Genomic DNA, 24,583 nt, shown 5'->3' on the forward strand with positions numbered 1-24,583 from the left:
ACGGCTCTTGCCGTTCTGATCACCAGGCTGAGGACGCTGCGGTGGTCACCTTCCAGTGCGCGAACATACGGGGGTATCGCTGGGCGATGTCCCGCATCTTCGAAAGGGCCTTGCGCAGCGCCGCGAGCCGCTTGTACTTCTTGCGGATCCATCGCACCAGGTAGGCGTTGATGCGCTGTAGGAGGGGGGTCAGGGCCGATTGGTAGAAGCGGCCGTAGTAGTTGACCCAACCCGCCACGATCGGGTTGATCCGTCGGGCGAGTTCCACGAAGGAGAGATCGGACCGTCGGTGAAGACGCCAGCTGCGCACTTCCCCGCTGATCCGTTTCAAGGCGTCCTTGCTGATTGCAGGCTCGAAGGACAGGAAACGCCTGCCCCACTTGTCCTGCGACTTGCGCGCGCGGAACGTGTACCCGAGGAAGGTGAACTCCATGTGCTCATAGGAGCCCTGGCGTTGCCCGTCCCGGCAGTAGACGATCCTGGTCTTGTCGGGGTGCAGTTGCAGCCCGACCTTCTCCATCCTGTCCGTGAGCGCGGCCAGCACTTCGCGGGCCTGACGCTCAGTGACGCAGTGCACGACGGCGTCGTCTGCATACCGTTCGAACGTGACGGTGGGATGCTCCCGGGCCAGCCACATGTCGAACGCGTAGTGCATGAACAGGTTCGCGAGCACGGGCGAGACCGCTGATCCCTGTGGGGTTCCACGGTCCCGCTGTTGCAAGGTCCCGTCGGGCAGTTGAAGCGGCGCTTGGAGCCATCGCTTCACATATAAAATCACCCAGACGGCATCGGTGTGCGCTTCCACTGCCTTGACGATGAGGTCCCATCGGACGCTGTCGAAGAACTTCTGGATGTCAAGCTCGATCACCCAGTCCTTCTTCCAGCAGCGTCGTCGGCAGGACTCCACCGCATCCAGCGCCGAGCGCCCCGGCCGGTAGCCGTAGGAATCCTCATGAAAGACGGGCTCGGCCCGGTCCATGAGGTGCCTGGCGGCTACGGTCTGGGCAACTCTGTCGGCCACCGTGGGCACGCCCAAGATCCTTGAGCCGCCGCGGGGCGACGACTTGGGGATCTCCACCGCACGTACCGGCGGCGGGAAATACGTCCCGGACGACATACGATTCCAGATCTTGTACAGATTGTTCTTCAGATCCTTGTCGAAGTCCTCAAGGGACTGCCCATCCACACCGGGCGCACCCTTGTTCGCCTTAACTCCCTTGTATGCCTCCCAGACTTCCCGCTTCGAGATCTCAAACGGCTTGCCTGTTGACTTCAACGTGTCCATATAGTTCCTCCCGGAGAGCGTCCGGTTGTCTAGATACACAACGTCACGAATAGCCCGACCCCTTCGCTCCACCTCTATTACAGAGGCTTCATCACTACTACGAGCCGGTCCGCCGGCGCGCCTCGTATCGGTACTCGATCCCTCGCGGTTTCAGCCGCTTGGGACACTCCCTCTCGCCACCCCTACCAGGGCAGACAGTGCCGAGGAGCGCCTTCTCCTGTTCCGTACGGAAGCGGCAGATCAGGCTCACGTCGTCTTCATGCCGGACACCGCCTGGCCAATAAGCGGGCACCCGCCAGGCTCATCCCGGAACCCGTTGTACGTCCCGGTTCTGATGTCGTCTAAGAATCTTTCGACACTTCAGCAACGATTCACTTGCGTTCGTCTTCCTGATCCCCACCTGACGCCTCTTACGACGCCTTTTCCTCAATCGCTCACCACGACAGTCATTAGCTAGCGCAGCATGAGGCGGTTTGAAGCCTCCCCCGCAGGGCGGCTCCGAAGGGCCAAACACCTTCATCTCCCGTACAGCACTACTTCAAGGCAGCTTTCCTACAACCAGCTCCTCTACGTATTCAGGACACACGCAACGAAATCCCCGCGTTCGCCCCGCTGCTGGAACGGCTCGACCTGCGCCGTTACATCGTCACCGCCGATGCGATGCACACCCAGACCGGCCACGCGGAGCAGATCCGAGAGCGAGGCGGCCACTACATCCTGATCGTGAAGGGCAACCAGAAGAACCTCCGGCGCCAGATGCGCCGGCTGCCCTGGCGCGACATCCCGCTCCAGCACCGCGTCCGCGAGAACGGGCACGGACGCCGCGAGATCCGCCGGCTGAAGGTCTGCACCGTGAAGCCCGGACTGTTCTTCCCTCACGCTGTCCAGGGAATCGAGGTCAAACGCCGCCGCACCAGCCGCACCACCGGCAAGACCACGATCACAACGGTCTACGCCGTCACCAGCCTCGCTCCCGAGCAGGCCGACCCGGACAGGCTCGCCGAGCTCGTCCGCGGACACTGGCAGGTCGAGGCCCTGCACCACGTCAGGGACGTGACGTTTACCGAGGACGCCTCCCGCGTCCGTACCGGCACCGCACCACGCGCCATGGCCACCTTCCGCAACCTCGCCATCGGCCTCATCCGGCAGAAGGGAGGAGCGAACATCGCCGCCGCGACCGACCACTACCGGTCACGACCCGACCACGCACTCCAACTACTCGATCTCGAAATCTGAGAACGCATCAGCCCTGGCCGAGAGGCGACCATCGAAGAGATCGTCTACGAGGAGCTGGGCATCAGTCCCGAGGTCTTCCACAAGGTTTGTGGAGAAGTTGTACCGCCCTCCTTCGAAGCACGGTTGACAAAGGTGGAGGAGAAGCGTGCCCGCAACGGGAGATCCTTTCGCAAGCTCACCTTCAGGCCGGAGGACGCAGAGTACGAGTGGACAGTCCACCACTGGCCGCACAGGACTTACGGATTCATCGTTGGTCCGGAGCACGTCAATGAGGTGCTGGAAGTCGAAGTCGAGTACAAGGGCAAAGACTTCACACACCTGAGTAACGTGCGTCGGTGCACCGACGGCTGGTGGATCCCCATGAAAAAGGCGGTCCTGGTGGCCCGGAGGGACCCGAAGCGCCGAGCGGGCCCCAGGAGCCGGTCACCGCCTCCTCGTGGGCCAGACCGCAAACGGCGGCCGAGGCGGCCTACATTCAGCAGCAGGCGCCTGCACCGCCTGCACGGCAGATGTCAGCAACGGCGTTCTTCCGGTCGCTTGCTAAGTGAGCTGAGCGCGTCCCTGGATTCTGGAACGCACTTGCTATCTCTCGGACGTGATGGACTCAGCGTGAGTTCAACGTCCGTCTCGCTGCATTGATGAGGTTATGGGCGTCGACGCCATACACGGCGGACTCCCGGAGCGTCTTCCAGGTCCGCAGATAGGTGTCCACGCTGGCTTCGTCGTCGATCCACAACTCCGCGTGCCAGTTCTCGACGATCACCTGGCGGTCGTCGTAGATCCAGAAGGCTGTGGCCGGGGGGATCTTGAGCGAGGCGGACATCGGGATGATCCCTAGCTCTACGGTGACCAGGCCGACGGCTCCTGCGAGGCGGTCGAGCTGGGCCGCAAGTACCGACGGCGGACAGATCAAGGCATGAAGGGCGGCCTCCCACATGATGAGATGGAAACGCTTCGAGGAGTCGTACAGCGCCTCTTGCCGCTTCATGCGGGACTGTACTGCTTCCTCGGTGTCGCGCGGCGAGCGCTGGAGCTCTGCGTATCTCGTGAAGATCGATCGGGCGTAGTCCGGCGTCTGGAGAATTCCGAAGATCATGGAGGACTCCCAGCCACGGAACACGGAGGCGTCGGCATGAGCGCTCAAGTGGGTGTCCTGGACCGCTTTGTGTCCCGAGGCCAGCTGTCGCCGCCATGACCGAATGTGGGACTCGAAGCCGCGGAGGCGCGCCATTAGCTCGTCGTAGGCCTCGGTCTGGCCGGTTGCCTCCGCCCACTTGCGCAGGTCATCGGGTGTGGGAGTCTGCCTGCCGTTCTCCAGCCTACTGACCTTGGACTTGTTCCACCCGTACTGCTCGGCGAGCTCCGTACCGGTGAGCCGGCCCCCAGGGGCGGAGAGCCGGAGTTCGCGCAGCCGTACCCCGAGTGCTTGCCGCGCCTGTTGGTAGTCCGTGCTCACCGGTACGCACCTGTCTCAGTCCTCCTTCGCGGTCAACCGGGCCGCGAACTCCTCGTACGGGATGGCATGATGCAGCACCGCGTCGCGCACCATGGCGTACCGCAGTACTGCTGCAGGCTCCGTGATCAGCTCGACGCTGACCAAGTTGTCGGCGTCGTCGAAGTTGAGCAGAGCGACCAGCCGCGAGTCGAAGATCCAGAAATCTTCTGTACGCAGGCCAAGGCCGTCGGCTTCCTTTCGCCACAGACTGAGGATCTTCTCGCCGACGGCGCTGTTGCGACGCGCGTTGTCGAGTAGATAGAGCTGGCCAGCTGTCGGCGGGTTGTCGACCATGCGGACACGCTCGAACCGTTTGCCGAGCGCAATCTGCTCACGGCGCTCTGCACACCATTCCGCGTCAACTCCCCACCAGTTGACCGGCTCGCCCTGGATGAACTGGGCGTAAGTGTCCGTGAGCTCGTCAGACGCGTACCTACGGCGGGTCTCAAGGCGCCACGCCGTGTGCTCGAACTGCGTGAAGAGTCGGTCGAACTCGTCCAGCCCGATGATGTTCGGCACTCGGACGACCTCCTTCGGGCCGAAGTCGACCAGCAGCTCGCGCGGCACCACGATGGGTACCTCGCCCTCGTTCAGGTGCCGGAGCTGGGCGATGTCGTCAGGGTCTGTGAGGGCAGGGCCGTGCACGATGACCTCACCGGTGTCGAGGTCTTCATGAATGGACGGGCATCCGTTGACGCCGCTGCCCGTGCCGTTGCAACGCAGCCGTCGGGTCATGATCACGTCCTTCCGTCAGGGGACTGATCTCTCAAGCTTCCATGAGGCCAACGCCCTGCGCTTCTGGTTCTGACGGCCTAAATTGGCAACTTTACGCAACTTCGTCGAGAGGGAGAGCAACTTCGCGCAACTTCCATGGCGTCTCATAACTCCCCCTCCTTACCGTCGCGTTCATGGCTAGAGCACACCAGGCGCAGGACGTCGATCCTTTCGTGGCCACCGAGTGTCTGAGGTCGGCCCTTTCTCAGGCAGGCATAGTGCTGCCGTCGCTCGCAGTGGATGCCGGCTCGCCCACTCTTGGGCTCGTGGAGCTAGGGCGCGTACGTGCCGACGTCGCCAAGCGGCTGGCAGAGGCGCTCCGACAAGGCGGCGAGAAATGATCGGCGACAAGTCTCGGGCAGGAATTCCCTCCCTGTGCGTGCCCTCACCACCGGGTCTTGAGGGCAGTGCGATGAGCGATCCCACCACCGAGACCGCCTCGTTGTCTCCGGAGTGCGCTGTCGCTCTCCGCCTCGATTACGAGTACCTGCACGCGGAGTGTGGCCAGGCGGAGGACGTTCCTCTGCCCTGGGGCGCCGGACTCCTGCTCGTGCACCGCTGCACCTGTCTCTGCCACGGCTACAACCGCCAGGACTCCACCCAAGACACCCGCTTCAGCCAAGCTCCAAGTAGCCCTCGCTGGAACGGGATCCGCAAGGCGCCCGCACCGCGCTTTCAGCCGATTCAGGCTGACAGGCGGGACGGGCTCAAATCGGTACGGCACGACCTGTCTCCGAAGGAGTAGTCCATGACCGTCACGCTCGACCGACCCGCCAGCACCCGCATGCGGGACCCGAAAGAACTCCTCAACGCCGTCCAGCCCCACATCAAGCACCTGACGATCAACGTGCTGGATAGCGGCATGACCCTGTGGAAGCGCGAGGTCGCCCTACTGCTGCGGGACCACACGATGGTCCGTGACATGGCCGAGCGGATCCTCGGCAACGCCGTCATGTACACCATCGGCTGCATGGAGCACCCACAGGTCCACCTCGGAGTCGGCAAGCTCGTCGACATCGGAGTTCACCAGCTCATCCTCGACACGCCCGTGTGGTGGGCCCTCTGCGACGTGTACAACGAGGGTCGCTACAAGCACCACGCCCCGTTCATCGAACGCCGCCGCGATGGCCTGTGCCTGCGCACGGCAGACTTCCTGGAGTCCATCGGCTTTGACATCGACGAAGAGCTGTGGGCGATCGACGGCACAGACTGCTCGCCGTGCGACAACAAGGTCCCCGACAGCCACTGAACGGTCCTACGCTGGCCCCTGTCCTCAGTCCCCCCGGAGGACAGGGGCCAGCCCTTGCGAAGAGGAATTGCCTTGCCCGCACAACACGACATCGGCGCCGAGACGGAGCTGTGGGACACCTTCGCCGCTTCCGCCTTCAAGGACGACGCGGAGCCGAGCTTCTGCTGGACTCAGTACGCCGGTCACGGACCGGGCCCAGAACTACTCGGCAACCCGCGCTCCGTCCTGGAGATCGGCTGCGGCACCGGCCGCGCCCTCGCCTACCTCGCCCCGAGCGGCATCGCCGCTCGCGGCGTTGACCTGTCTCCCATCATGGTCAAGAAGACCACCACGAAGTGGGCCAGCACCGGCGCGGAGTTCGTGTGCTCCGAGATCCTGGAATACCTGAGTGAGCACGAGGACGCGTACGACGCGATCTACTCGATCTTCGGAGCCGCCTGGTTCGCCGACCCGAGCCGTCTCTTCCCGCTCGTGCGCCAGCGGCTCAAGCCCGGTGGCGTCTTCGTCTTTTCGCAACCTCCAGCCATCCCTGGCGCGTACGGGCCGCAGGGCATGTACAAGGGAGGCTTCGCGGGCAAGGCGATGTTCGCCTACCGCTACAGCTACCGTCCGGCCGTGTGGGAGCGCCTACTTACCCGGGCCGGGTTCACGACAGCCGACGCGCAGGTCCTCGATGCCCCTCACCCTGGGCACATCGGGACGCTCCTCGTTCGCGCAGTCGCTCCGTGACCGTGCCTCAACCTGTTTGAAGAGACCCGACTACCTGCAGGGTAGCTCGCGCGACTCCGGAAGCCCCGTCTCGTTGCTGGCTCGCAGGGTACGCCGTAGCTGGAGGACCGCAGCCCGCGACGATGCGGGCGCCTCGCCGGCTTAGCTGACGAGGCGCCCAACCTGCTTACGGCAGTTGAGGGGGCGACGAGGGAGGCAGACTACGGTTGCCGCTCGTGCCTCTGGTGCTGTACGTGGGATCGGGTAGGCGCTGCCCGCGCTGACGCGAGATCCAGTAGGTGCGCTCGAACGCCGGATGGGAGGCAAACTCCAGAGCTTCGGAGCCGGTGTCGATGTCGGTGTCAATGAGCCAGACGCCCGTGCGGCTCTGGCGCGGCCGGACCGGGCAGCCAGTCAGCTCAAGCTCCCACGTGTCGGTGACGCCGCTGTCCCGACTGTCGTGCACGGTGATGGTGCCTGTCACCCGGTGCGGCAGCGGGCGGCCCTCCTGGCTCGCCTCGTAGTTCTCCGAGAGCTCCTTGATCGTGAAATCCTTGTACAGGAAGAGGTTGGGGCTCACGCCGTTGCCCTGGTGGGGCCACAGGGCGTGTCCTGAGGCAGGACGAGGGCGGTGCTCCACCTCACGGACCAGGTCGCCCCCGTACTCGACGTTGACGTGGCGGTCTCCGTGGTTCTGAACCATGACACGGGCTTGCAGAACGATTCGCTCATCCTGCTTCTCCGGGAAGTGCCACTCGTAGCCCGCAGGCCACGGATTTACAGGCATCCCGACGTGTGACCAGGCGTACGGGGGCCATTGGACGTCTGTGAGACGCACGCTCACCGCTGGAGCTTGCGCGTCCAAGCGCGCGCGGGCGGCGTCGATCGCCACGGCCTCGTTAACGATGATGGCGTTCCGCGCCACTTCCAGCGCGTCCTGCGAGACCTTGACGGCCTTGCGCGTGAGGGCCGACTGCCAGGCGACCACTCCGAACCCGGCGGCGGTGCTTATGGAACCGAGCGCAACCCAGAAAGTATCGGACATAGTCGCGTATTCTCGTACCACCCGGTCATGAAACGCCAGTCCCGCCGGTCAGGCTTATGCTCGGAGCCAAATCGGCGCCGAGGGGATCGGAACGCCGCCAGCGACGTAATGTCGCCAAGGGCCTGGCCGTTGTCGCCGATACGACGGCGGACGTGCCGCGAGTTCCGACTCCTCCGCCGGGCCGACGGAGCCCGCCGACCGGTGTCTGGTCATCCCGCGCTGCAACGGCGGTTGGCCCTGTCGCCGCCGTGCGGACTAGATGTGTCGTCTCATGAGGTTGCATGCCGCGGTGCGCTGAAAGCGCGGGCATGCAGCAGCCCGGGTGAAACGCTGTTGTGGCTGCTGCATGTCTGCGGCCGGGACCCAAAGTCGGACCCAAGTCGACGGTAGCAGTGCTCACATACCGATAGCGGTGGCCAGTTCGTTGAGGTGGTAGTAGCCATCGAACGACTCCTCTTTCGGTACGAAAGTTCGCACCTGCGTGACAAAGTCACGCCAGATGCGCAGGTCGCCCGGTCGCAGGTGCTGTGTGTTCTGAAAGAGCGTTACAGCGTTCGTCGGCATCTCCGCTGCGTACCGGCACTCGTGGTTTTCAGCCCACGCAATCAGTAGGGCCGATAGGTGTTGCTCGTCGAGGTGGGTGGCACTGGGAAGAATGGCGAGACGGGTTAGCGACTCGGCCATGCGGTAGTTGAAGGCGGACTCGCGCTGCAGCAGCGCTGGCAGGAATTGGGCGAAGTACCGGCTGGGCCTTTGGCTGATCACGGTGGCCCGCAACAGGGGAGTGAGTTGCGCGAAGGCACTCTCCAGGACCGGCAGGCTCTGGCGTACTTCATCGACTCCGACGAGTGAGAGCAGTCGGGTCTCTTCCGCAGTTAGCGTGAGTCGTGGTACTTGGGCCATCCCGCTGATCAGGCCTTCGATATGGCTCCGGAGCGGGGCGCCGAGGGTGTTCCAGAAGACATCGAGGTCGCCCAAGCGCCCCAGGGCGCGTACCTGGGGCGCATGCGGTCTGTCGGCGAACCGTGCGGTCACCTTAGCCATGCACTCGGAGACCAAGGCCCGGTCGCAGCGAAGTACAGCAGTGCTCAGGTCTGGGCTCGGGGCTGGGCTCAGGTCTGGCCGAGGCCCCCCCGGTGGGGGACCACGACAGTCGTCCCATCGGTGTGGCCTCCGGGGGTGTCAGACGCCGTACCGCTTGGCCGACTTGTCCTCCTGGGCCAGGCGGCGCAGGGCCAGCAGTGCGGGCTCCAGCAATACGGTGAGCAGTACGGCCCGTTCGGCGCGTTCGAGGGGGTCTGCGGTGTCGGTGAGCTGGTCCAGGTCGAGGGTCGCGGTTTGCTCGGCGAGAGCGGCGTAGGGGATCAGGGACCGCCAGTCGTAGTCCAGGCCGAGTGAGCGCAGGGTCTCCAGGGTCTTGGTGATGACGTCCCTGGCGGGGGCGTGCTCCGAGACCGACCAGCCCATCTCCGTCAGGAGTGCGTCGGTGTCGCCGGGGCGGGCGGCAACGGGCTCGGTGGCCGACTCGGTCCCGGGCTCGGTGGCCGGCCTCGCGCCCAGGACCAGGCCGAGCAGTTGGTGGGTGTCGGTCTCGTTCTCCGACACCGCGTTCAGCAGTTCCTTGGTGGTGCCGACCGACAGGCCCCGAACGCCGATGAGGGCGCGGACCAGCCGGAGGCGGCGCAGGTGTGGCTCCCCGTACTCGGCCTGGGTCGCGGATGTCGGCCGGCCGGGGGGCAGCAGGCCCTCGCGCAGGTAGTGCTTGATGGTCGTGATCGGCACTCCGCTGCGGCGGCTCAACTCGGATATCCGCACCTGGGTCTCGCTCTCGTCTAGCAATTAGAGAGTGGCACTCTCTAGTATAGGTACTGCCACTGCCCAACCTACGAAGGTGAGAAGTGCGATGCCGACACTGCCCTGGGTCAAGCCGAACCCCGCGCCGCCACACACCCGTGCGGTCGTCATGGCCTCCCACTTCGAGGTGCGCTCCCTCAAGGACGTACCGCGCTTCTTCTTGAAGTCGCTCGCCGCGTGGCGGCAGGTGCGCTCCGCGCCGGGAGCGTTCGGGGCTTCTCTCATCGCCCGGCCGGTCAAGCGCTCCTTCTACACGCTGTCGGCGTGGGAGAGCCGGGACGCGCTCTACGGCTACGCGAAGGCCGAGCCGCACCGCAGCATCATGAACGGGCTGCGCCCGACCATGCGCCGCTCGACCTTCACCTTCTGGGAAGTCCCGGTCGAGGAGCTGCCGATCGGCTGGGACGAGGCCAAGCGCCGACTGGCGGACCAGGCGCGGACCGACGCCGCCGGGGCCGGGAACTAGGAGCGTCGCGGCACCGACGCGAGACGCAGCTGCTCCGGGGCGGACTTCAGGTATGCCGAGAGGTCCGGCAGAGGTGCTGTCTCCCCTACCGTGAACCACACCAGGACGTCCTCGCCGGCCCGCACGGGTAGAGCGGGGAAGGTGTTCTCCGCGTGCTCGGTGCGGTGAACCGCCAGCGGCGGTGTCCCGGCGGCGGTCAGCTCCGGGCGCAGATGCTGCTCGAAGTGGTCGGCGAAGGCGGCGGCGTCCAGGGGATGGCAGATGGTCGCGACGACCGGCCCGGCGCCGTCCGGGGTGGTGAAGCCCGGACCGCGCAGCAGGAGAACGTCGTCCGAGTCCAGCATGGTTGCGTTGGCCGCCGCGCGGTGCGCCTGCCAGACGGGGCCGTAGTAGAAGGCGTGCAGCGCTCGCGCCCGCTCCGCCATGTCCGGGAAGCTGCGAAGCCAGACGAAGCGGTCCGGGTCGTCCAGGTCCTGGAACCGGCCGCCGACGGTGATGCCCACGGCCTCCTGACCGGTCACGAACTCCCGCTCGAAGAGCTCGGTCAGGGTGCCGCGGGCGCCCGGGTGGAGGGTGTACTGCCGGAGCTCGACGATGGTCACGAGGCGTCCTCCGACTGGGCCCGGCTGAACTCCATGACCCAGTTGAGCTCCCAGCTCTGCCCGCCGTCCACCGAGAACTCCTGCTCCCAGCGGGCCGAGTCGGCCGTCAGCCGCCGCCAGACGAAGTGGACCCGGACCGGGCGACCCCGATAGGTGTCCTCGCCGTAGAAGTCGCCCCGGCCGCCGGCGAAAGTGCCCACGACGGGCGGGTCGAGCCGGCCGGTGCGGCTGTCGGCCCAGTGGATGGACCAGTCCCTGCGCACCTGGTCGAAAAGCCGGAGGGTCACGCCCTGGTGCCCCAGGGTCGGGAAGGTGATCTCGTCGATGTTGCCGCTCCCGCCGAACAATGGGCGGACGACGGCGTGGCCGGGGAACTCCTCCCAGCTGTCACCGCCGACCAGAAGCTCGGTCAGCCTGCGGTTGGCCACGTCCCAGGAGCCATGGAGGAAGTCGAAGTCGTTCATGCCCCGGAGGGTAGAGCCGATCCACTGTCATCTCCTGTCAGTGGATACTGGCAGCCATGCGCGCCGGCCGACTGATCTCGCTGCTCCTGCTCCTTCAGAACCGGGGGCGGATGACGGCCTGTCAGCTCGCTGATGAGCTGGAGGTCTCGGTCCGGACGGTCTACCGGGACGTCGAGGCGCTCGCCGCTGCCGGTATCCCGCTGTACGGGGACGCCGGGCACGGCGGCGGCTACCGGCTGCTCGGCGGGTACCGCACTCGGCTGACGGGGCTCACGGCCGATGAGGCGCAGGCCGCCTTCCTGGCCGGGCTGCCCGGCCCGGCGGCCGAGTTGGGCCTCGGCGAGGTGCTGGCCGCCGCCCAGCTCAAGCTGCGGGCCGCCCTCCCGGCGGAGCTGCGGGAGCAGGCCGGGCGGATCCAGGAGCGCTTCCACCTCGACGCACCCGACTGGTACGGGAACGCGGACGAGACGCCGCACTTGGCGGCCGTCGCCGCCGCGGTCTGGGGCCGGCACGCGGTGTGGGTCCGCTACCGGCGGTGGAAGGCGCCCAGCGAGGTCGAGCGGCGGCTGGAGCCGTACGGACTGGTGCTCAAGGCCGGCCGCTGGTACTTGGTCGCCGCCGAGGACGGCGGCACCGCGCGTACGTACCGGATCGACCAGATCCTCGAGCTACAGCCCCTGGACGAGCAGTTCGAGCCACCGGAGAGCTTCGACCTGGCCGCCCACTGGCGCGACCGGCTCACCGACTTCCACGCTCGGCTGCACACCGCAGAGGCGGTCGTGCGGCTGTCGCCGCGCGGTGTCGCCCGGGTCCGCGAGCAGCTGGGCCACGCGGTCGGCCGGGCGGTCGCGGACGGTGGGGTGGTGGAGGCGGACGGCTGGACCCGGGCGGCCGTGCCCATCGAGTCGCTCGACCACGCCCACGGCGAGTTCCTGAAACTGGGCGCCGACCTGGAGGTCCTCGAACCACCCGAGCTGCGGGCCCGCCTCGCGGCGACCGTCCGCGAACTCGCCGACCGGTACGGGGCTCAGGACCTGCCCGGAGACCTCGCACGGTAGCGTCCGACCGTCTCGGGGTGCTGAGAGGGAGCGTGGCTGTGGAGTGGCGGAGTGCTGGGCTCGGGTGGCCCGACGGGAATCCTGTGCTGCGGTGGGACCGCGGGCGGGTGAGTCCGTTGGCGTACGGGAAAGAGATCGGCTTTCGGGTCGTGGGTGAGCGGTACTGCGTGGGGGCCCGGGGGAACGCGTGTCCGCTCGGGGCCGTGGTGGCGGGGCGGGCGTCGCAGGCCCGGTGTGCGGAGTGTGCGCGGCTGGACCGGGCGTTCTCGGTGGCGGCCGACGGGGTGCCCGACGATCCGCGGACGTATCGGGTGTACCTGGCGTGGTTCGGGGCCGGGATGGCCAAGGTAGGGATCACCGCCGAGGAGCGTGGGTCCGTACGGCTGCTGGAGCAGGGGGCCGTGGCGTTCAGCTGGCTGGGGCGGGGGCCACTGATGGCGGCGCGGCGGACCGAGGAGCTGTTGCGGGCGGCGCTCGGGGTGCCCGACCGGATTCCGTACGCGAAGAAGCGGGCCGTGCGGCACGACTTGCCCGGGTGGCCGGAACGGGTCGCGGAGATCCGGGAGTTGCATCGGCGGGCCGTGGCGCTGGAGGGGTGGCCGGAGTCGCTGGAGCGGGTGGCGTTCGAGGCGGTGGACCACGCCGGTGCGTTCGGGCTGGCAGGGCTGGCGCCGCTGACGCGGGTGGTGAGCGAGCTGGCCGCGGGCGGGGTCGTAGCGGGGCGGCTGGTGGCGGCGGCCGGGCCCGATCTGCATCTGGTGGAGGCGGCGACGGGTGCGGGTGCGGAGAGCGGAGTGCTTGTGCTGGATACGCGGCTCATGTCCGGGTGGGCGCTGACGAAGGGAGACGGGGGCACGACCGTGCCGGTGCGGGAGGTTGAGGCCGCGAGTGGTGATGGTGGTGTGCAGGAGGGGCTCTTTTGATGGGGGGAAGGGGCGTGGCTCGACACATGTGTCGGGTGGTGTGGTCTGTGGGGCGTGAGGGTGGACAGAGCGGTGTGCGGGAACGAGGGTGAGTGTTATGAGCATGCACCCTGTCGCAGCGGAAGAACCGACCTCCTCAGAGCTGGCCGGGCCCGCCGTCGTGCGGTTCTGGGAGCGGCTCGGGCTGCCGGGGATCATCGACGTACACACGCACTTCATGCCCGACCGGGTCCTCAAGAAGGTGTGGGCCTATTTTGACGCCGCCGGTCCGCTGACGGGCATGGCGTGGCCCATCACCTATCGCCATGACGAGGACGAACGCGTCGCACTTCTCAGGGAGTTCGGGGTGCGGCACTTCACCTCCATGCTCTATCCGCACAAGGCCGGGATGGCGGCCTGGCTCAATGAGTGGGCCGCCGATTTCGCGGCCAGGACCCCCGAATGCCTGCATACGGCGACGCTCTTTCCGGAGGAGGGAGCGGAGGCGTACGTACGGGAGGCCGTCGAGGGTGGGGCGCGGGTCTTCAAGTCGCACCTTCAGGTCGGGGCGTACGACGCGAACGACGCGCTTCTCGATCCCGTCTGGGGGCTGCTGGCGGAGGCCGGGATTCCGGTGGTGATGCACTGCGGGTCCGGGCCCGCGCCCGGCAAGCACACCGGGCCCGAGCCGATCGGCCGGCTGCTGGCACGGCATCCGCGGCTGCGGCTCGTGGTGGCTCACATGGGGATGCCCGAGTACACCGATTTCCTTGATCTCGCCGAGCGGTACGGCGAGGTCTCACTCGACACGACCATGGCCTTCACAGACTTCTCCGAACGCTTCACGCCCTTCCCTGTGGGCGAGCGGGGGCGGCTGGCCTCGCTGGGGGACCGGATTCTGCTCGGGACCGACTTTCCCAACATTCCGTATGGATATGGGCATCAGCTTGATGCGCTTGAGCGGCTTGGGCTGGGGGACGACTGGCTTCGGGCGGTCTGTTACCGGAATGCGGAGCGGCTGTTCGGGCTGTGATGGGACGTGGTGGGGTGGGCTGGGGTGCGCTGTGGTGTGACGTAGGTGGTGGCCTGTGGTGTGTGGCGGGCTGTGGTGTGTGGCGCGGTCGGTGTGTTTCTCAGGGGATTCACAGGTAGGGGAAAGGGCGCTCTCACAGGCCCGGCCCAGGCTGGCCCCATGCGTACCGAAATGCTCATGCCCGGCGGCAGCCCCGTGCGGGTGCTCGTCGTGGACGACGAGGCGTCCCTCGCCGAGCTGCTGTCGATGGCCCTGCGTTACGAGGGGTGGGAGGTCCGCAGCGCCGGCGACGGGGCGGGGGCGGTGCGCTCGGCGCGTGACTTCCGGCCCGACGCGGTCGTACTCGATGTGATGCTCCCTGACATGGACGGGCTTGCCGTCCTCGGCCGGCTGCGCTGCGAACTGCCTGATGTGCCGGTGCTGTTCCTGACCGCCAGAGACTCCGTGGAGGACCGGATCGCCGGGCTCACGGCGGGCGGCGACGACTACGTCACCAAGCCGTTCAGCCTGGAGGAGGTCGTGGCGCGGCTGCGCGGGCTGATCCGGCGGTCGGGTGCCGCGGCTGCGGCGGTACGGAGTGAATCCGTCCTGACAGTGGGTGACTTGGCCCTCGACGAGGACAGCCACGAGGTCACGCGGGGTGGTGACGGAATCCATCTCACCGCGACCGAGTTCGAGTTGCTGCGCTTCCTGATGCGCAATCCGCGCCGGGTGCTGAGCAAGGCGCAGATCCTCGACCGGGTGTGGAACTACGACTTCGGGGGCCAGGCCAACGTCGTCGAGCTGTACATCTCCTATCTGCGCAGGAAGATCGACGTGGGCCGCGAGCCGATGATCCATACCCGGCGCGGCGCGGGGTATCTGATCAAACCGGGTGTGTGAGCGGGGTGGCCAGATCCTTGCGTGCGGGGTCCATGCGTCCTTTGCCCTTGCGCGCCGTGTCCCTGCGCACCCGGCTCGTGCTGTCTGCTGTCGCGCTGATCGCGGTGGTCGCGGCAGTCATCGGGACGGTCACGACGATCGCGCTGCACTCCTATCTGGAGCGGCAGTTGGACGATCAGCTGACGTCGGCGGTGCAGCGCACGCAGCGGGGGCCCGGGGGGATCGCGGACCCCACGCTGAAGTTCGTCGCGATGCCGGGGCAGCCGCTCGGCACGATCGGTGGTCTGGTGGGTGCGGACGGGCGGATCGGTACGGGGGCCAAGAGTGTCGAGGCGGAAGGGTCGCGGCCGGAGGCGCATCTGGGGGGCTTGGGTGCGGCGCAGCTGCGGGCGCTGGGCGCGGTCACGCGCGACGGTGAGCCTCATACGGTCGGCATTCCCGGGCTCGGTGACTACCGGGTCGAGTCGACGGCCGATGGGACGGTCGTGCTCGGCTTCCCGCTCGACGGTGTCCAGGACACGGTCAGCACGCTGATTCTCGTCGAGGTGTGTGTCACGGCCGCCGGGCTCGTCGCGGCGGGGCTGGCGGGGACGGCGATCGTCGGTGTCGCGCTGCGGCCGTTGCGGCGGGTGGCCGCGACGGCGACGCGGGTGCTGGAACTGCCGTTGCACAGCGGCGAGGTGGCGCTGCACGAGCGGGTGCCGGTCGGGCAGGCGGATCCGCGGACCGAGGTCGGGCAGGTCGGGGCCGCGCTCAACCGGATGCTCGGGCACGTCGGTTCGGCGCTGGCGGCGCGGCAGGAGAGCGAGACGCGGGTGCGGCAGTTCGTCGCGGACGCGAGCCATGAGCTGCGTACGCCGCTGGCCTCGATCCGGGGATACGCCGAGCTGACGCGGCGGGGGCATGAGGAGACCGGCCCCGATACGCGGCACGCGCTGGGGCGGATCGAGTCGGAGGCGGCGCGGATGACGGGGCTCGTGGAGGACCTGTTGCTGCTGGCGCGGCTGGACGCCGGACGCCCGCTCTCGGACGAGAGCACTGATCTGTCGCCGCTGGTCGTGGACGCGGTGAGCGATGCGCGGGCGGCCGGGCCGGGGCATGTCTGGCGGCTGGAGCTGCCGGACGATCCGGCGGTGGTACGGGGGGACGAGGCCCGGCTGCGGCAGGTGCTGGTCAATCTGCTGGGCAATGCGCGGACGCATACGCCGGAGGGGACGACTGTTACGGCTTGCGTGCGGGTGGTGCCTGGCGGCGCGGGGGTGGCGGGTAGTGGGGCGTGCGTTGTAGTGGAAGTGCGGGACGACGGGCCCGGCATCTCTGCGGAGTTGCTGCCGCGTGTTTTTGAGCGGTTCGCGCGGGGGGATGTGTCGCGGTCCCGGTCCGGGGGGGCTGCCGGGTCCGCCGGGTCCACGGGGCTGGGGCTGGCGATTGTGCAGGCGGTGGTGGGGGCGCACGGGGGTGCGGTGAGTGTGGAGAGTGTTGCGGGGCGGACGGTGTTCGGGGTGCGGATGCCGGTGGCGGGGGGTGTGGTGGGGGTGCGGGGCTGAGGGTGCGGGAGCGTGCGGCGGGGTGCGGGTGTGGGCTGCCTGCGGCGCTTTCCCCTACCCGCCCCTTCCCATAACTGGGGCTCCGCCCCAGACCCCGGTCCTCAAACGCCGGGCGGGCTGAAAGATTTCTTTCAGCCCGCCCGGCGTTTGAGGACACGCCCGTAGGGCGTCCGGGGGCTGGGGGCTCGCCCCCAGTTCGGGAAGGGGCGGGTACGGGACAAGCCCCGCGCAGCGGCCCACGCACCCGCACCCCGCCCGCTCCGGCCCGCACCCGCGCGCACCGCCCGCTCTCGGGGCCACCCGCTCCCGGGATGTAACCCCCTACTCACAGCCACCCCACAGCCTCACCACACCCTCCTGACAGGCCCGTTGACCAGGGTCGGTGTCATGCGAACCGATACTTCCGCGGGCGCCCTTCCGGCCAGGGAACATCTTCCCGTCGGTACGGCCGGCGGCGCCCCCGTGCTTGATGTCGTGATCCCCGTCCACAACGAGGAGAAGGACCTCGAAGCGTGCGTGCTCCGGCTGCACGACCACCTCGCCCGCACCTTTCCCTACGCCTTCCGGATCACCGTCGCCGACAACGCGAGCACTGACCGCACGCCCGAAGTCGCCGCCTATCTCGACGCGCTGATGCCCGAAGTGACCGCCGTACGGCTGGAGCAGAAGGGGCGCGGGCGTGCGCTGCGCGCCGTCTGGGAGTGGTCCGACGCGCCCGTGCTCGCGTACATGGACGTCGACCTGTCCACCGACCTCAAGGCGCTGCTGCCACTCGTCGCCCCGCTCATCTCGGGCCACTCCGACCTGGCGATCGGCTCCCGGCTCGCCGGAGGGTCGCGGGTGGTGCGCGGGCCGAAGCGGGAGTTCATCTCGCGTACGTACAACCTCATCCTGCGGTCCTCGCTGTCCGCCCGCTTCAGCGACGCACAGTGCGGATTCAAGGCGATACGGGCGGACGTCGCCGAGCGGCTGCTGCCGATGGTCGAGGACAGCGGGTGGTTCTTCGACACCGAGATGCTGGTGCTCGCCGAACGCGCCGGCCTGCGCATCCATGAGGTTCCCGTCGACTGGATCGACGACCCGAACAGCACGGTGCACCTCGTGCGGACGGCCGTCGACGACCTCAAGGGCGTCTGGCGTGTGGGGCGCGCGCTGGCCCTCGGTGCGCTCCCCCTCGACCGGCTCGCACGCCCCTTCGGTGACGACCCGCGCGACCGTACGATCGGCGGCGTCCCCGGCGGACTGGCGCGCCAGCTCGTCGGCTTCTGCGTCGTGGGCGCGCTCAGCACCCTGGCCTATCTGGCGCTGTACTCGCTCTTCCGGATGGGCGTCGGCTCCCAGGTCGCCAACGCTCTTGCCCTGCTGGTGTCGGCGGTCGCCAATACGGCGGCCAACCGGAGGCTCACCTTCGGCGTACGCGGACGAGACCGCGCCGTTCGCCACCAGGCGCAGGGCCTTGTCGTCTTCGGTATCGGCCTCGCCCTCACCAGCGGTTCGCTCGCCGCCCTCGGCGCGGCAGCCGGCGCGCCCTCCCACGGCACCGAACTGGCCGTGCTGATCGCCGCCAATCTCGCCGCGACAGTGCTGCGTTTTCTGCTCTTCCGCGCCTGGGTCTTCCCCGACCGGCGCGCTGCCCAAGACACCCAAGACACCCAAGACGCCCGAGACATCGACTACTCAAGGAACGCACGATGACCGCGACCGCCCTCAGTTCCCGACTCCGACAAATGCCCATGCTCCGGCCCCGGCCGGACGACCCGCGCTGGGTCCGTCCCGCGCTGCTCGGGCTGCTGCTCGCCACCGCCGTGTTCTACCTCTGGAACCTCGGCTCCTCCGGTTACGCCAACTCCTTCTACTCCGCCGCCGTTCAAGCGGGCAGCGAGAGCTGGAAGGCGTTCTTCTTCGGCTCCTCCGACGCCGCGAGTTCCATCACCGTCGACAAGCCGCCCGCCGCACTGTGGCCGATGGCCCTGTCCGTACGGCTCTTCGGGCTCGGCTCGTGGCAGATCCTCGTCCCCGAGGTCCTGATGGGCGTCGCGACGGTCGGTGTGCTGTACGCCGCCGTACGCCGCCGCTTCTCCCCCGCGGCCGGGCTCATCGCGGGCGCGGTCCTGGCGCTCACGCCCGTTGCGGCGCTGATGTTCCGGTTCAACAACCCGGACGCGCTGCTCGCCCTGCTGATGACCGTGGCGGTCTACTGCGTGCTGCGCGCGCTGGAGGACGCCCGGACGAAGTGGCTGGTGTGGGCCGGGGTGGCGATCGGTTTCGCGTTCCTGACGAAGACGCTCCAGGCCTTCCTGATCCTGCCGCCGCTCGCGGTGCTGTACGCGGTGTGCGCGCCCACGACCGTACGTCGACGCATCGGCCAACTGGCCCTCTCCACAGTCGCGTTGGTCGTGTCGGGCGGCTGGTGGGTCGCGATCGTCGAGCTGATGCCCGCGGCCTCGCGCCCCTACGTCGGCGGCTCGCAGACCAACAGCTTCCTGGAGCTGACCTTCGGCTACAACGGCCTCGGCCGGATCAACGGCGAGGAGGCAGGAAGCATCGGTGGCGGCGGCGGTCGTGGTGGCGGCGGTGGCATGGGTGGCGAGAGCGGGATCGACCGGATGTTCAGTACGAACATCGGTAGCCAGATCTCCTGGCTGCTGCCCGCCGCACTGATCCTGCTCGTCGCCGGGCTCGTCATCACCTGGCGGGCCAAGCGCACGGACACCGCCCGCGCGGCGTTCGTCGCCTGGGGCGGCGCGCTGCTGATGACGATGGCCGTCTTCAGTTTCATGGCCGGGATCTTCCACGAGTACTACACGGTCGCGCTGGCTCCGTACATCGCCGCCCTGGTCGGCATGGGCGCCACCGTCCTTTGGGAGGAGCGGCGTTCACTGGTCGCCGCCGGAGCGCTGGCCGGGACGGTCGCCGCGACGGCGGTCTGGGCGTACGTCCTGTTGGCGCGCACCGCCGACTGGCTGCCGTGGCTGCGCTGGGTGATTCTGATCGCCGGTCTTGCGGCGGCACTTGGCCTGCTGTTCGCGGGGCGTGCGAACCGCAGGGTCGCCCTCGCGGCGGCAGGCCTCGGGCTCGCGGCGGCGCTGGCCGGACCGACGGCCTTCGCCCTCTCCACCGTCGGCACCGCGCACACCGGCTCCATCGTCACGGCGGGCCCGGCCTCGGCGCGGGGCGGATTCGGCGGCGGCGGGCCCGGGGGAGGCGCCGGCGAGGGCGGTGGCACGCGCGGCGGCATGCGGATGCCCCCGGCAGCCGCCGGTCAGCAGGGCGGCGGCCAGCAGGGCGGGGGTCAGCCCCCCGCCGGTGTCATGCCCAACGCCCCCGGCGCCGCAGCCGAAGGCGCGGCCCGTGGCGGTGGCGGCGGCGGTATGGGTGGCCTCCTCAACGGCCAGAGCGTCAGCGCCGAGGTCGAGGCCAGGCTCACGGAGAACGCCGGTGACTACACCTGGACCGCCGCGGCCATCGGTGCGCAGAACGCCGCGAGCTACCAACTCGCCACCCAGCAGCCCGTCATGGCGATCGGCGGCTTCAACGGCAGCGACCCGTCCCCGACCCTGGAGCAGTTCAAGGCGTACGTACAGCAGGGCAAGATCCACTACTTCCTCGCGGGCGGCGAGGGCGGCGGAGGCGGTCGCGGTGGCGAGCAGGGGGGCGGTCCCGGTGGCGGCTCCTCCAGTGCCATCACGACCTGGATCGAGGCCAACTTCACCAAGGTCACCGTCGACGGCACGACCCTCTACGACCTGACGTCCGCGACCTGACGCGGCCACGCGATACCAGTCCCGCGTTGTGTCCGGTACGGCTGCTGGATGCGGAGGGGCTCGCGAAGTTCTCCATGCGCAGGCTCGCCGCCGAGCTGACTTCGCCTTCGCGCTCGACCCGCTGATCGCCGGAGTCGAGGCGAAGCGCGAACGCTGATCGTGGGTGCGGGGTGCGGGGTGTGGGAACGGTGCCCGCCCCCGCACCCCGCACCCCGCACCCACCGCCCCCGCGTCGCACCGCCCCCTACTCCGCCGCGAGACGGGCCGGGAAGCCGCCCGTGGCGATCGGCCCCCAGCGCTCCGGGGTGATCCGGATGATCGACTTGCCCTGCTTCAGCATGGCGGCCCGGTACTCGTCCCAGTCCGGGTGCTCCCCCGAGATGTTCCTGAAGTACTCGACGAGAGGCTCCACCGAGTCCGGTGCGTCGATGACCTCCGCTGACCCGTCGATCTGCACCCAGGGCCCGTTCCAGTCGTCCGACAGGACGATCACGCTCGCCCGCGGGTTCCTTTTGGCGTTACGGGTCTTGGCGCGCTCGGGGTAGGTCGAGGCGACCACCCGCCCCGCGTCGTCCACCCCGCACGTCAGCGGCGAGCCCTGCGGGGTGCCGTCCGCGCGGGTGGTGAGCAGGATCGCCCGGTGCCTGGGTCGTACGAACTCCAGCAACCGGTCGAGTTCCACTGCTGTATTGGTCGCGATGTTCGGTGTCATGGGGCGACCTTAAGACCGACCGGTCTAACCGACCGGTCTAAGACTCGGGCAGCTGCTTCCCCTGCACCGCCTGGATATCCAGTTCGACCCGCAGCGTCGCGCCGATCGCCGAGATGCCCGCCTGGACCACCTGGTTGTAGTTGATGGCGAAGTCCTCGCGGCGCAGTTCGGCCGTCGCGCGGAAGGCCGCCCGTACGCCGCCCCACGGGTCCGGGCCCGTCCCCAGGTAGCTGAGGTCAAGATCGACAGGGCGCGCGATCCCGTGCAGGGTCAGCTCGCCGTGCACGGTCCACCGGTCGGGTCCGGCGGGGGCGATGCCCGTACCGCTGTAGGTGATCTCCGGGAACTGCTCAACGTCCAGGAAGTCGGGCGACTTCAGGTGCCCGTCCCGCATGCCGTTGCCCGTGTCGATGCTTGCCGCGCCGATGACCGCGTCGACCCGCGACCTGCCCAGGTCCTCGGCGATCTCGATGCGCCCGCCGAATCCGGTGAACCGGCCGTGCACGCTGGAGATGCCCAGGTGCTGGGCGACCGCGGCCACCGAGGAGTGCGCCGGGTCGATGGTCCAGGGGCCTGGTGGCGGCAGCTCGACGCCGCCCTGGCGGGCCAGTACGAAGGTGCCCGCGTCCGCCCGGCCGCTCGCCGTGACGAGCGCAGTCGATGCGGTGGGGGCGTAGCCGGCGGCCGTCACGACCACCGTGTAAGGACCGGAGGGCAGGGGGACATCGGTCCTTACCGCCCCCTCCTCGTCCGCGTCCGCCCTCAGCACCTGGGTGCCCGTCATGTCGGTCACGGTCACCACCGCGTGCTGTAGGGCCCAGCCGTCGCGGGTCCGTACCTGTGCGCGAAGTCCCATCCCGTTTTCTCTCCTTGCCGAAATGATGCGGGCCCCGGACGGGGCGGCGGGCCGTCCCCTGCCCGCCGCCGCTTCCGGGGCCCATTTCCACCCGCTCGGCCGGGGCCGCGCCTCCGCTCGGAGCGCGGCCCGCCGAGGGGGGCCTGTGGGTGCCTGTGAGGGCTACTCGCCGGGGTGGGCGAGCTCGATGTCGTGGCCGTCGACTCCGCGGCCCGCGACCGTCAGCGCGCCCGCCACCGGCGGGTAGCCGGTCGCGACGACCGTGTACTCGCCCGAGTCGAGGTCGGCGAAGGCGTACGCCCCGTCGTCCCCGGTGGTCGAGGTGGCGACCACGTTCCCGGCCGCGTCCATCAGCGTCACGCGGGCGTCGGCCAGCGGACGCCGGCCGGCGCCGCCGCGTACCGTGCCCTGGACCAGCGCGCCGGACTTCAGCGCGACCTCGATCCGGGTGACGCCCTGGCCGCCGATGTCCACCGGCAGTGCCATCGGCCGGAAACCGGCCGCGTTCACCGCGACGGTCACCGAACCGGGGATCAGCTCACCGAAGGTGAACTCGCCCTGGCCGCCCGACTTCCCGGTGGCCAGCACATCGCCGCGGACATCGGTCACCACGACCATGGCGCCCTCGACGGGCAGCCCGCCGTCCGTGGCGCGCACGGTGCCGAGCAGTCCGCTCGTACCGGACAGCAGGATGTCGTACGCGACGGGCTCGTCGCCGACGACCACCGTGGATGCCTGCGGCTGGAAGCCGTCGGCGGAGGCGATCAGTACGTACGAACCGGCCGCCGGGGCGTCCAGCGCGTACCTGCCGTCCTGGGCCACGGTGCGGCCCAACTGCCGTCCGGCCAGCGAGATCAGCGTGACCGCGGCGTGCGACACGGCTGTTCCCTCGGCGGTACGGACCGTGCCGTGCAGCGTCTTGCCGGTCGGCGGCGTGACCGCGAGCTGTGTGACCGCGAGCTGTGCGGTCACGAGCGGTGTGGTCACGAGCCGTGCGGCGGAATCCTGCTCCGGGTCGCGGAGTTGGAACCCGGCCACGCCTGCGGCCTCCTCGCCGAGCATCTCACCGGGTGTCTCACCGGCACCGGCCGGGCCGTTGCCCGGCTCGGCGGGTGCGGCCGGTCCGTCGGACGACTTCAGGGCGACCTCCTTGACGAACATGACCAGGATCAGACCGATCAGCGCGATCGGCGTCGCGTACAGGAAGAGGTCGGCGACCCCGTGCCCGTACGCGCTCTCCACGACGGTCCTGACCGGTGCCGGCAGGGCGTCCATGTCCGGGATGGTGTTGCCGCCACCGGCGCTGGGCTTGATGTGCAGGGCGGTGAGACCGTCCTCGACGTAGTGGGCGATGCGGTTGGACAGCACCGCGCCGAGCGCGGAGACGCCGACCGCGCCACCGAGGGAGCGGGTGAAGGTGACCAGCGAGCTGGCCGCGCCGAGCTCGTGCGGCTCCACCTGGTTCTGCGATGCGAGCACCAGGTTCTGCATCATCATGCCGAGACCGAGGCCGAGCACCGCCATGTAGATGGCGACCTGCCAGTACTCCGTGTCGTACCTGATGGTGCTGAGCAGGCCGAGGCCCGCGACAAGACCCACACCGCCGCCGACGAGGAAGCCCTTCCAGCGGCCCGTCTTGGTGATGATCTGGCCAGAGACCGTCGAGGAGATGAAGAGGCCGGCGATCATCGGGATCGTCATGACGCCTGACATCGTCGGCGACTTGTCCCTGGCCAGCTGGAAGTACTGGCTCAGGAAGACGGTCGAGCCGAACATCGCGACACCGACGAAGAGGCTCGCGAAGGACGTGAGCGCGATCGTGCGGTTACGGAAGAAGCGCAGCGGGATCAGCGGCTCCTTGACCTTCGTCTCGACCAGGAGGAAGAGCAGGCCGAGCACGAGCGTGCCGCCGAGCATCGCGTACGTCTGCCAGGAGTTCCACTCGTACTTGTCGCCCGCGAGGGTCACCCAGATCATCAGCAGGGAGACGGAGGCGGCCAGGAAGAATGCGCCGAGCCAGTCGATCTTCACCTTGCGGCGGACGACCGGAAGCTTGAGGGTCTTCTGGAGGAGGACCAGGGCGATGGCCGCGAACGGCACACCGACGTAGAAGCACCAGCGCCAGCCGAGCCACTCGGTGTCGGTGATGACACCGCCGAGCAGCGGACCGCCGACGGTGGCGACGGCGAAGGTGGCGCCGATGTAACCGGCGTACCTGCCGCGCTCGCGGGGCGAGACCATCGCGGCGATCACGATCTGGGTGAGCGCGACGAGACCGCCGGTGCCGATGCCCTGGAGCACCCGGAAGGCGATCAGGGTGCCGGTGTTCTGCGACAGACCGGCGAGCGCCGATCCGATCACGAAGATGACCAGTGCTATCTGGACCAGCAGCTTCTTGCTGAAGAGATCGGCCAGTTTGCCCCACAGCGGGGTGGTCACGGTCATGGAGAGAAGTGCGGCGGTGACGACCCAGGTGTACGCGCTCTGGGTGCCGTCGAGATCCTTGATGATCTCGGGAAGGGCGTTCGACACGATGGTCGACGAGAGCATCGCGACGAACATGCCGAGCAGCAGGCCGGTGAGGGCTTCCATGATCTGCCGGTGTGTCATCGGCGCGCCGTCGGAGGAGTGGTGTGACCCCTGCTTGGCGT

Annotated in this window: 23 protein-coding genes and 2 pseudogenes; 13 read left to right on the plus strand and 12 right to left on the minus strand. The window is 68.6% G+C overall.

Going from position 1 to position 24,583, the window contains the following annotated elements; genetic code table 11:
• Positions 1–19: 19 nt before the first annotated feature.
• Positions 20–1,285, minus strand: coding sequence for a group II intron reverse transcriptase/maturase (ltrA, locus tag ABCR94_RS04565; protein ID WP_347117696.1), 1,266 nt, complete (start codon positions 1,283–1,285; stop codon positions 20–22).
• Between the two features lie 519 nt (positions 1,286–1,804).
• Here ltrA and ABCR94_RS04570 point away from each other — a divergent pair.
• Positions 1,805–2,521: pseudogene (locus ABCR94_RS04570) on the plus strand (ISAs1 family transposase); the annotation flags it as partial.
• Here ABCR94_RS04570 and ABCR94_RS04575 read toward each other — a convergent pair.
• From ABCR94_RS04575 to ABCR94_RS04585, 3 genes are all read right to left on the minus strand, one after another.
• Positions 2,501–2,839 carry a hypothetical protein gene (locus tag ABCR94_RS04575; protein WP_347117698.1) on the minus strand — a complete coding sequence of 113 codons (339 nt, stop codon included), beginning with the start codon at positions 2,837–2,839 and terminating at the stop codon, positions 2,501–2,503. The pseudogene ABCR94_RS04570 and the gene ABCR94_RS04575 overlap by 21 nt on opposite strands.
• A gap of 286 nt (positions 2,840–3,125) precedes the next feature.
• Positions 3,126–3,977 carry a helix-turn-helix domain-containing protein gene (locus ABCR94_RS04580; protein ID WP_347117700.1) on the minus strand — a complete coding sequence of 284 codons (852 nt, stop codon included), beginning with the start codon at positions 3,975–3,977 and terminating at the stop codon, positions 3,126–3,128.
• 15 nt (positions 3,978–3,992) lie between these two features.
• The gene (locus tag ABCR94_RS04585) at positions 3,993–4,751 is read right to left on the minus strand and encodes a DUF6879 family protein (RefSeq protein WP_347117701.1); all 759 of its coding nucleotides are present in this window, start codon (positions 4,749–4,751) and stop codon (positions 3,993–3,995) included.
• 173 nt (positions 4,752–4,924) lie between these two features.
• Here ABCR94_RS04585 and ABCR94_RS04590 point away from each other — a divergent pair, with 173 nt between their 5' ends.
• The 3 genes from ABCR94_RS04590 (at position 4,925) to ABCR94_RS04600 (ending at position 6,768) form a co-directional block, all read left to right on the plus strand.
• Complete coding sequence (locus ABCR94_RS04590) at positions 4,925–5,131, plus strand: hypothetical protein (protein ID WP_347117703.1); 207 nt, start codon at positions 4,925–4,927, stop codon at positions 5,129–5,131.
• A gap of 407 nt (positions 5,132–5,538) precedes the next feature.
• Positions 5,539–6,039, plus strand: a complete 501-nt coding sequence (locus ABCR94_RS04595; protein WP_347117704.1) for a hypothetical protein — start codon at positions 5,539–5,541, stop codon at positions 6,037–6,039.
• Positions 6,040–6,111: 72 nt separating this feature from the next.
• A complete protein-coding gene (locus tag ABCR94_RS04600) occupies positions 6,112–6,768 on the plus strand; it encodes a class I SAM-dependent DNA methyltransferase (protein WP_347117705.1) in 657 nt (218 codons plus the stop codon).
• A gap of 166 nt (positions 6,769–6,934) precedes the next feature.
• Here ABCR94_RS04600 and ABCR94_RS04605 read toward each other — a convergent pair whose 3' ends face one another.
• From ABCR94_RS04605 to ABCR94_RS04615, 3 genes are all read right to left on the minus strand, one after another.
• On the minus strand, positions 6,935–7,792 hold the full coding sequence (locus ABCR94_RS04605; protein ID WP_347117706.1) for a hypothetical protein: 858 nt from the start codon (positions 7,790–7,792) through the stop codon (positions 6,935–6,937).
• Positions 7,793–8,188: 396 nt separating this feature from the next.
• Positions 8,189–8,836 (minus strand): hypothetical protein, encoded by a 648-nt coding sequence (locus ABCR94_RS04610; protein ID WP_347117707.1) that lies wholly within the window; start codon positions 8,834–8,836, stop codon positions 8,189–8,191.
• Positions 8,837–8,974: 138 nt separating this feature from the next.
• Positions 8,975–9,607: a MerR family transcriptional regulator gene (locus tag ABCR94_RS04615; RefSeq protein WP_347118455.1), complete on the minus strand. Its 633-nt coding sequence runs from the start codon at positions 9,605–9,607 to the stop codon at positions 8,975–8,977.
• Between the two features lie 88 nt (positions 9,608–9,695).
• Here ABCR94_RS04615 and ABCR94_RS04620 point away from each other — a divergent pair, with 88 nt between their 5' ends.
• Positions 9,696–10,112 carry a DUF3291 domain-containing protein gene (locus ABCR94_RS04620; protein WP_347117708.1) on the plus strand — a complete coding sequence of 139 codons (417 nt, stop codon included), beginning with the start codon at positions 9,696–9,698 and terminating at the stop codon, positions 10,110–10,112.
• Here ABCR94_RS04620 and ABCR94_RS04625 read toward each other — a convergent pair.
• Positions 10,109–10,708 carry an NIPSNAP family protein gene (locus tag ABCR94_RS04625; RefSeq protein ID WP_521976452.1) on the minus strand — a complete coding sequence of 200 codons (600 nt, stop codon included), beginning with the start codon at positions 10,706–10,708 and terminating at the stop codon, positions 10,109–10,111. The genes ABCR94_RS04620 and ABCR94_RS04625 overlap by 4 nt on opposite strands.
• Before the next feature lie 2 nt (positions 10,709–10,710).
• Positions 10,711–11,178, minus strand: a complete 468-nt coding sequence (locus tag ABCR94_RS04630) for a hypothetical protein (RefSeq protein ID WP_347117710.1) — start codon at positions 11,176–11,178, stop codon at positions 10,711–10,713.
• A gap of 56 nt (positions 11,179–11,234) precedes the next feature.
• Here ABCR94_RS04630 and ABCR94_RS04635 point away from each other — a divergent pair, with 56 nt between their 5' ends.
• The 8 genes and pseudogenes from ABCR94_RS04635 to ABCR94_RS39020 form a co-directional block, all read left to right on the plus strand.
• Complete coding sequence (locus ABCR94_RS04635) at positions 11,235–12,236, plus strand: helix-turn-helix transcriptional regulator (protein WP_347117711.1); 1,002 nt, start codon at positions 11,235–11,237, stop codon at positions 12,234–12,236.
• Between the two features lie 38 nt (positions 12,237–12,274).
• On the plus strand, positions 12,275–13,159 hold the full coding sequence (locus ABCR94_RS04640) for a DUF2797 domain-containing protein (RefSeq protein ID WP_347117712.1): 885 nt from the start codon (positions 12,275–12,277) through the stop codon (positions 13,157–13,159).
• 97 nt (positions 13,160–13,256) lie between these two features.
• Entirely contained in the window at positions 13,257–14,171 is a 915-nt protein-coding gene (locus tag ABCR94_RS04645) for an amidohydrolase family protein (RefSeq protein ID WP_521976164.1), read from the plus strand.
• A gap of 159 nt (positions 14,172–14,330) precedes the next feature.
• The gene (locus ABCR94_RS04650) at positions 14,331–15,053 is read left to right on the plus strand and encodes a response regulator transcription factor (protein WP_347117713.1); all 723 of its coding nucleotides are present in this window, start codon (positions 14,331–14,333) and stop codon (positions 15,051–15,053) included.
• 32 nt (positions 15,054–15,085) lie between these two features.
• Positions 15,086–16,600 (plus strand): sensor histidine kinase, encoded by a 1,515-nt coding sequence (locus ABCR94_RS04655; protein ID WP_347117714.1) that lies wholly within the window; start codon positions 15,086–15,088, stop codon positions 16,598–16,600.
• 387 nt (positions 16,601–16,987) lie between these two features.
• Positions 16,988–18,295, plus strand: coding sequence for a bifunctional glycosyltransferase family 2/GtrA family protein (locus ABCR94_RS04660; protein WP_347117715.1), 1,308 nt, complete (start codon positions 16,988–16,990; stop codon positions 18,293–18,295).
• A complete protein-coding gene (locus tag ABCR94_RS04665) occupies positions 18,292–20,364 on the plus strand; it encodes an ArnT family glycosyltransferase (protein WP_521976167.1) in 2,073 nt (690 codons plus the stop codon). Before ABCR94_RS04660 ends, ABCR94_RS04665 begins: the two co-directional genes overlap by 4 nt.
• Positions 20,292–20,480 (plus strand): annotated as a pseudogene (locus ABCR94_RS39020) (hypothetical protein); the annotation flags it as partial. The gene ABCR94_RS04665 and the pseudogene ABCR94_RS39020, both read left to right, overlap by 73 nt.
• A gap of 128 nt (positions 20,481–20,608) precedes the next feature.
• Here the strand turns inward: ABCR94_RS39020 and ABCR94_RS04675 are convergent.
• The 3 genes from ABCR94_RS04675 to ABCR94_RS04685 all read right to left on the minus strand — a co-directional run bounded on the left by ABCR94_RS04675 (position 20,609) and on the right by ABCR94_RS04685 (position 24,542).
• Positions 20,609–21,076 (minus strand): PPOX class F420-dependent oxidoreductase, encoded by a 468-nt coding sequence (locus ABCR94_RS04675; RefSeq protein ID WP_347117717.1) that lies wholly within the window; start codon positions 21,074–21,076, stop codon positions 20,609–20,611.
• A 37-nt stretch (positions 21,077–21,113) separates the two neighbouring features.
• Positions 21,114–21,932, minus strand: a complete 819-nt coding sequence (locus tag ABCR94_RS04680; RefSeq protein WP_347117718.1) for a YceI family protein — start codon at positions 21,930–21,932, stop codon at positions 21,114–21,116.
• A 162-nt stretch (positions 21,933–22,094) separates the two neighbouring features.
• Positions 22,095–24,542: an MFS transporter gene (locus ABCR94_RS04685; RefSeq protein ID WP_521976454.1), complete on the minus strand. Its 2,448-nt coding sequence runs from the start codon at positions 24,540–24,542 to the stop codon at positions 22,095–22,097.
• Positions 24,543–24,583 lie beyond the last annotated feature (41 nt).

Source organism: Streptomyces changchenzhani, from assembly GCF_039766235.1.
GTDB lineage: Bacteria > Actinomycetota > Actinomycetes > Streptomycetales > Streptomycetaceae > Streptomyces.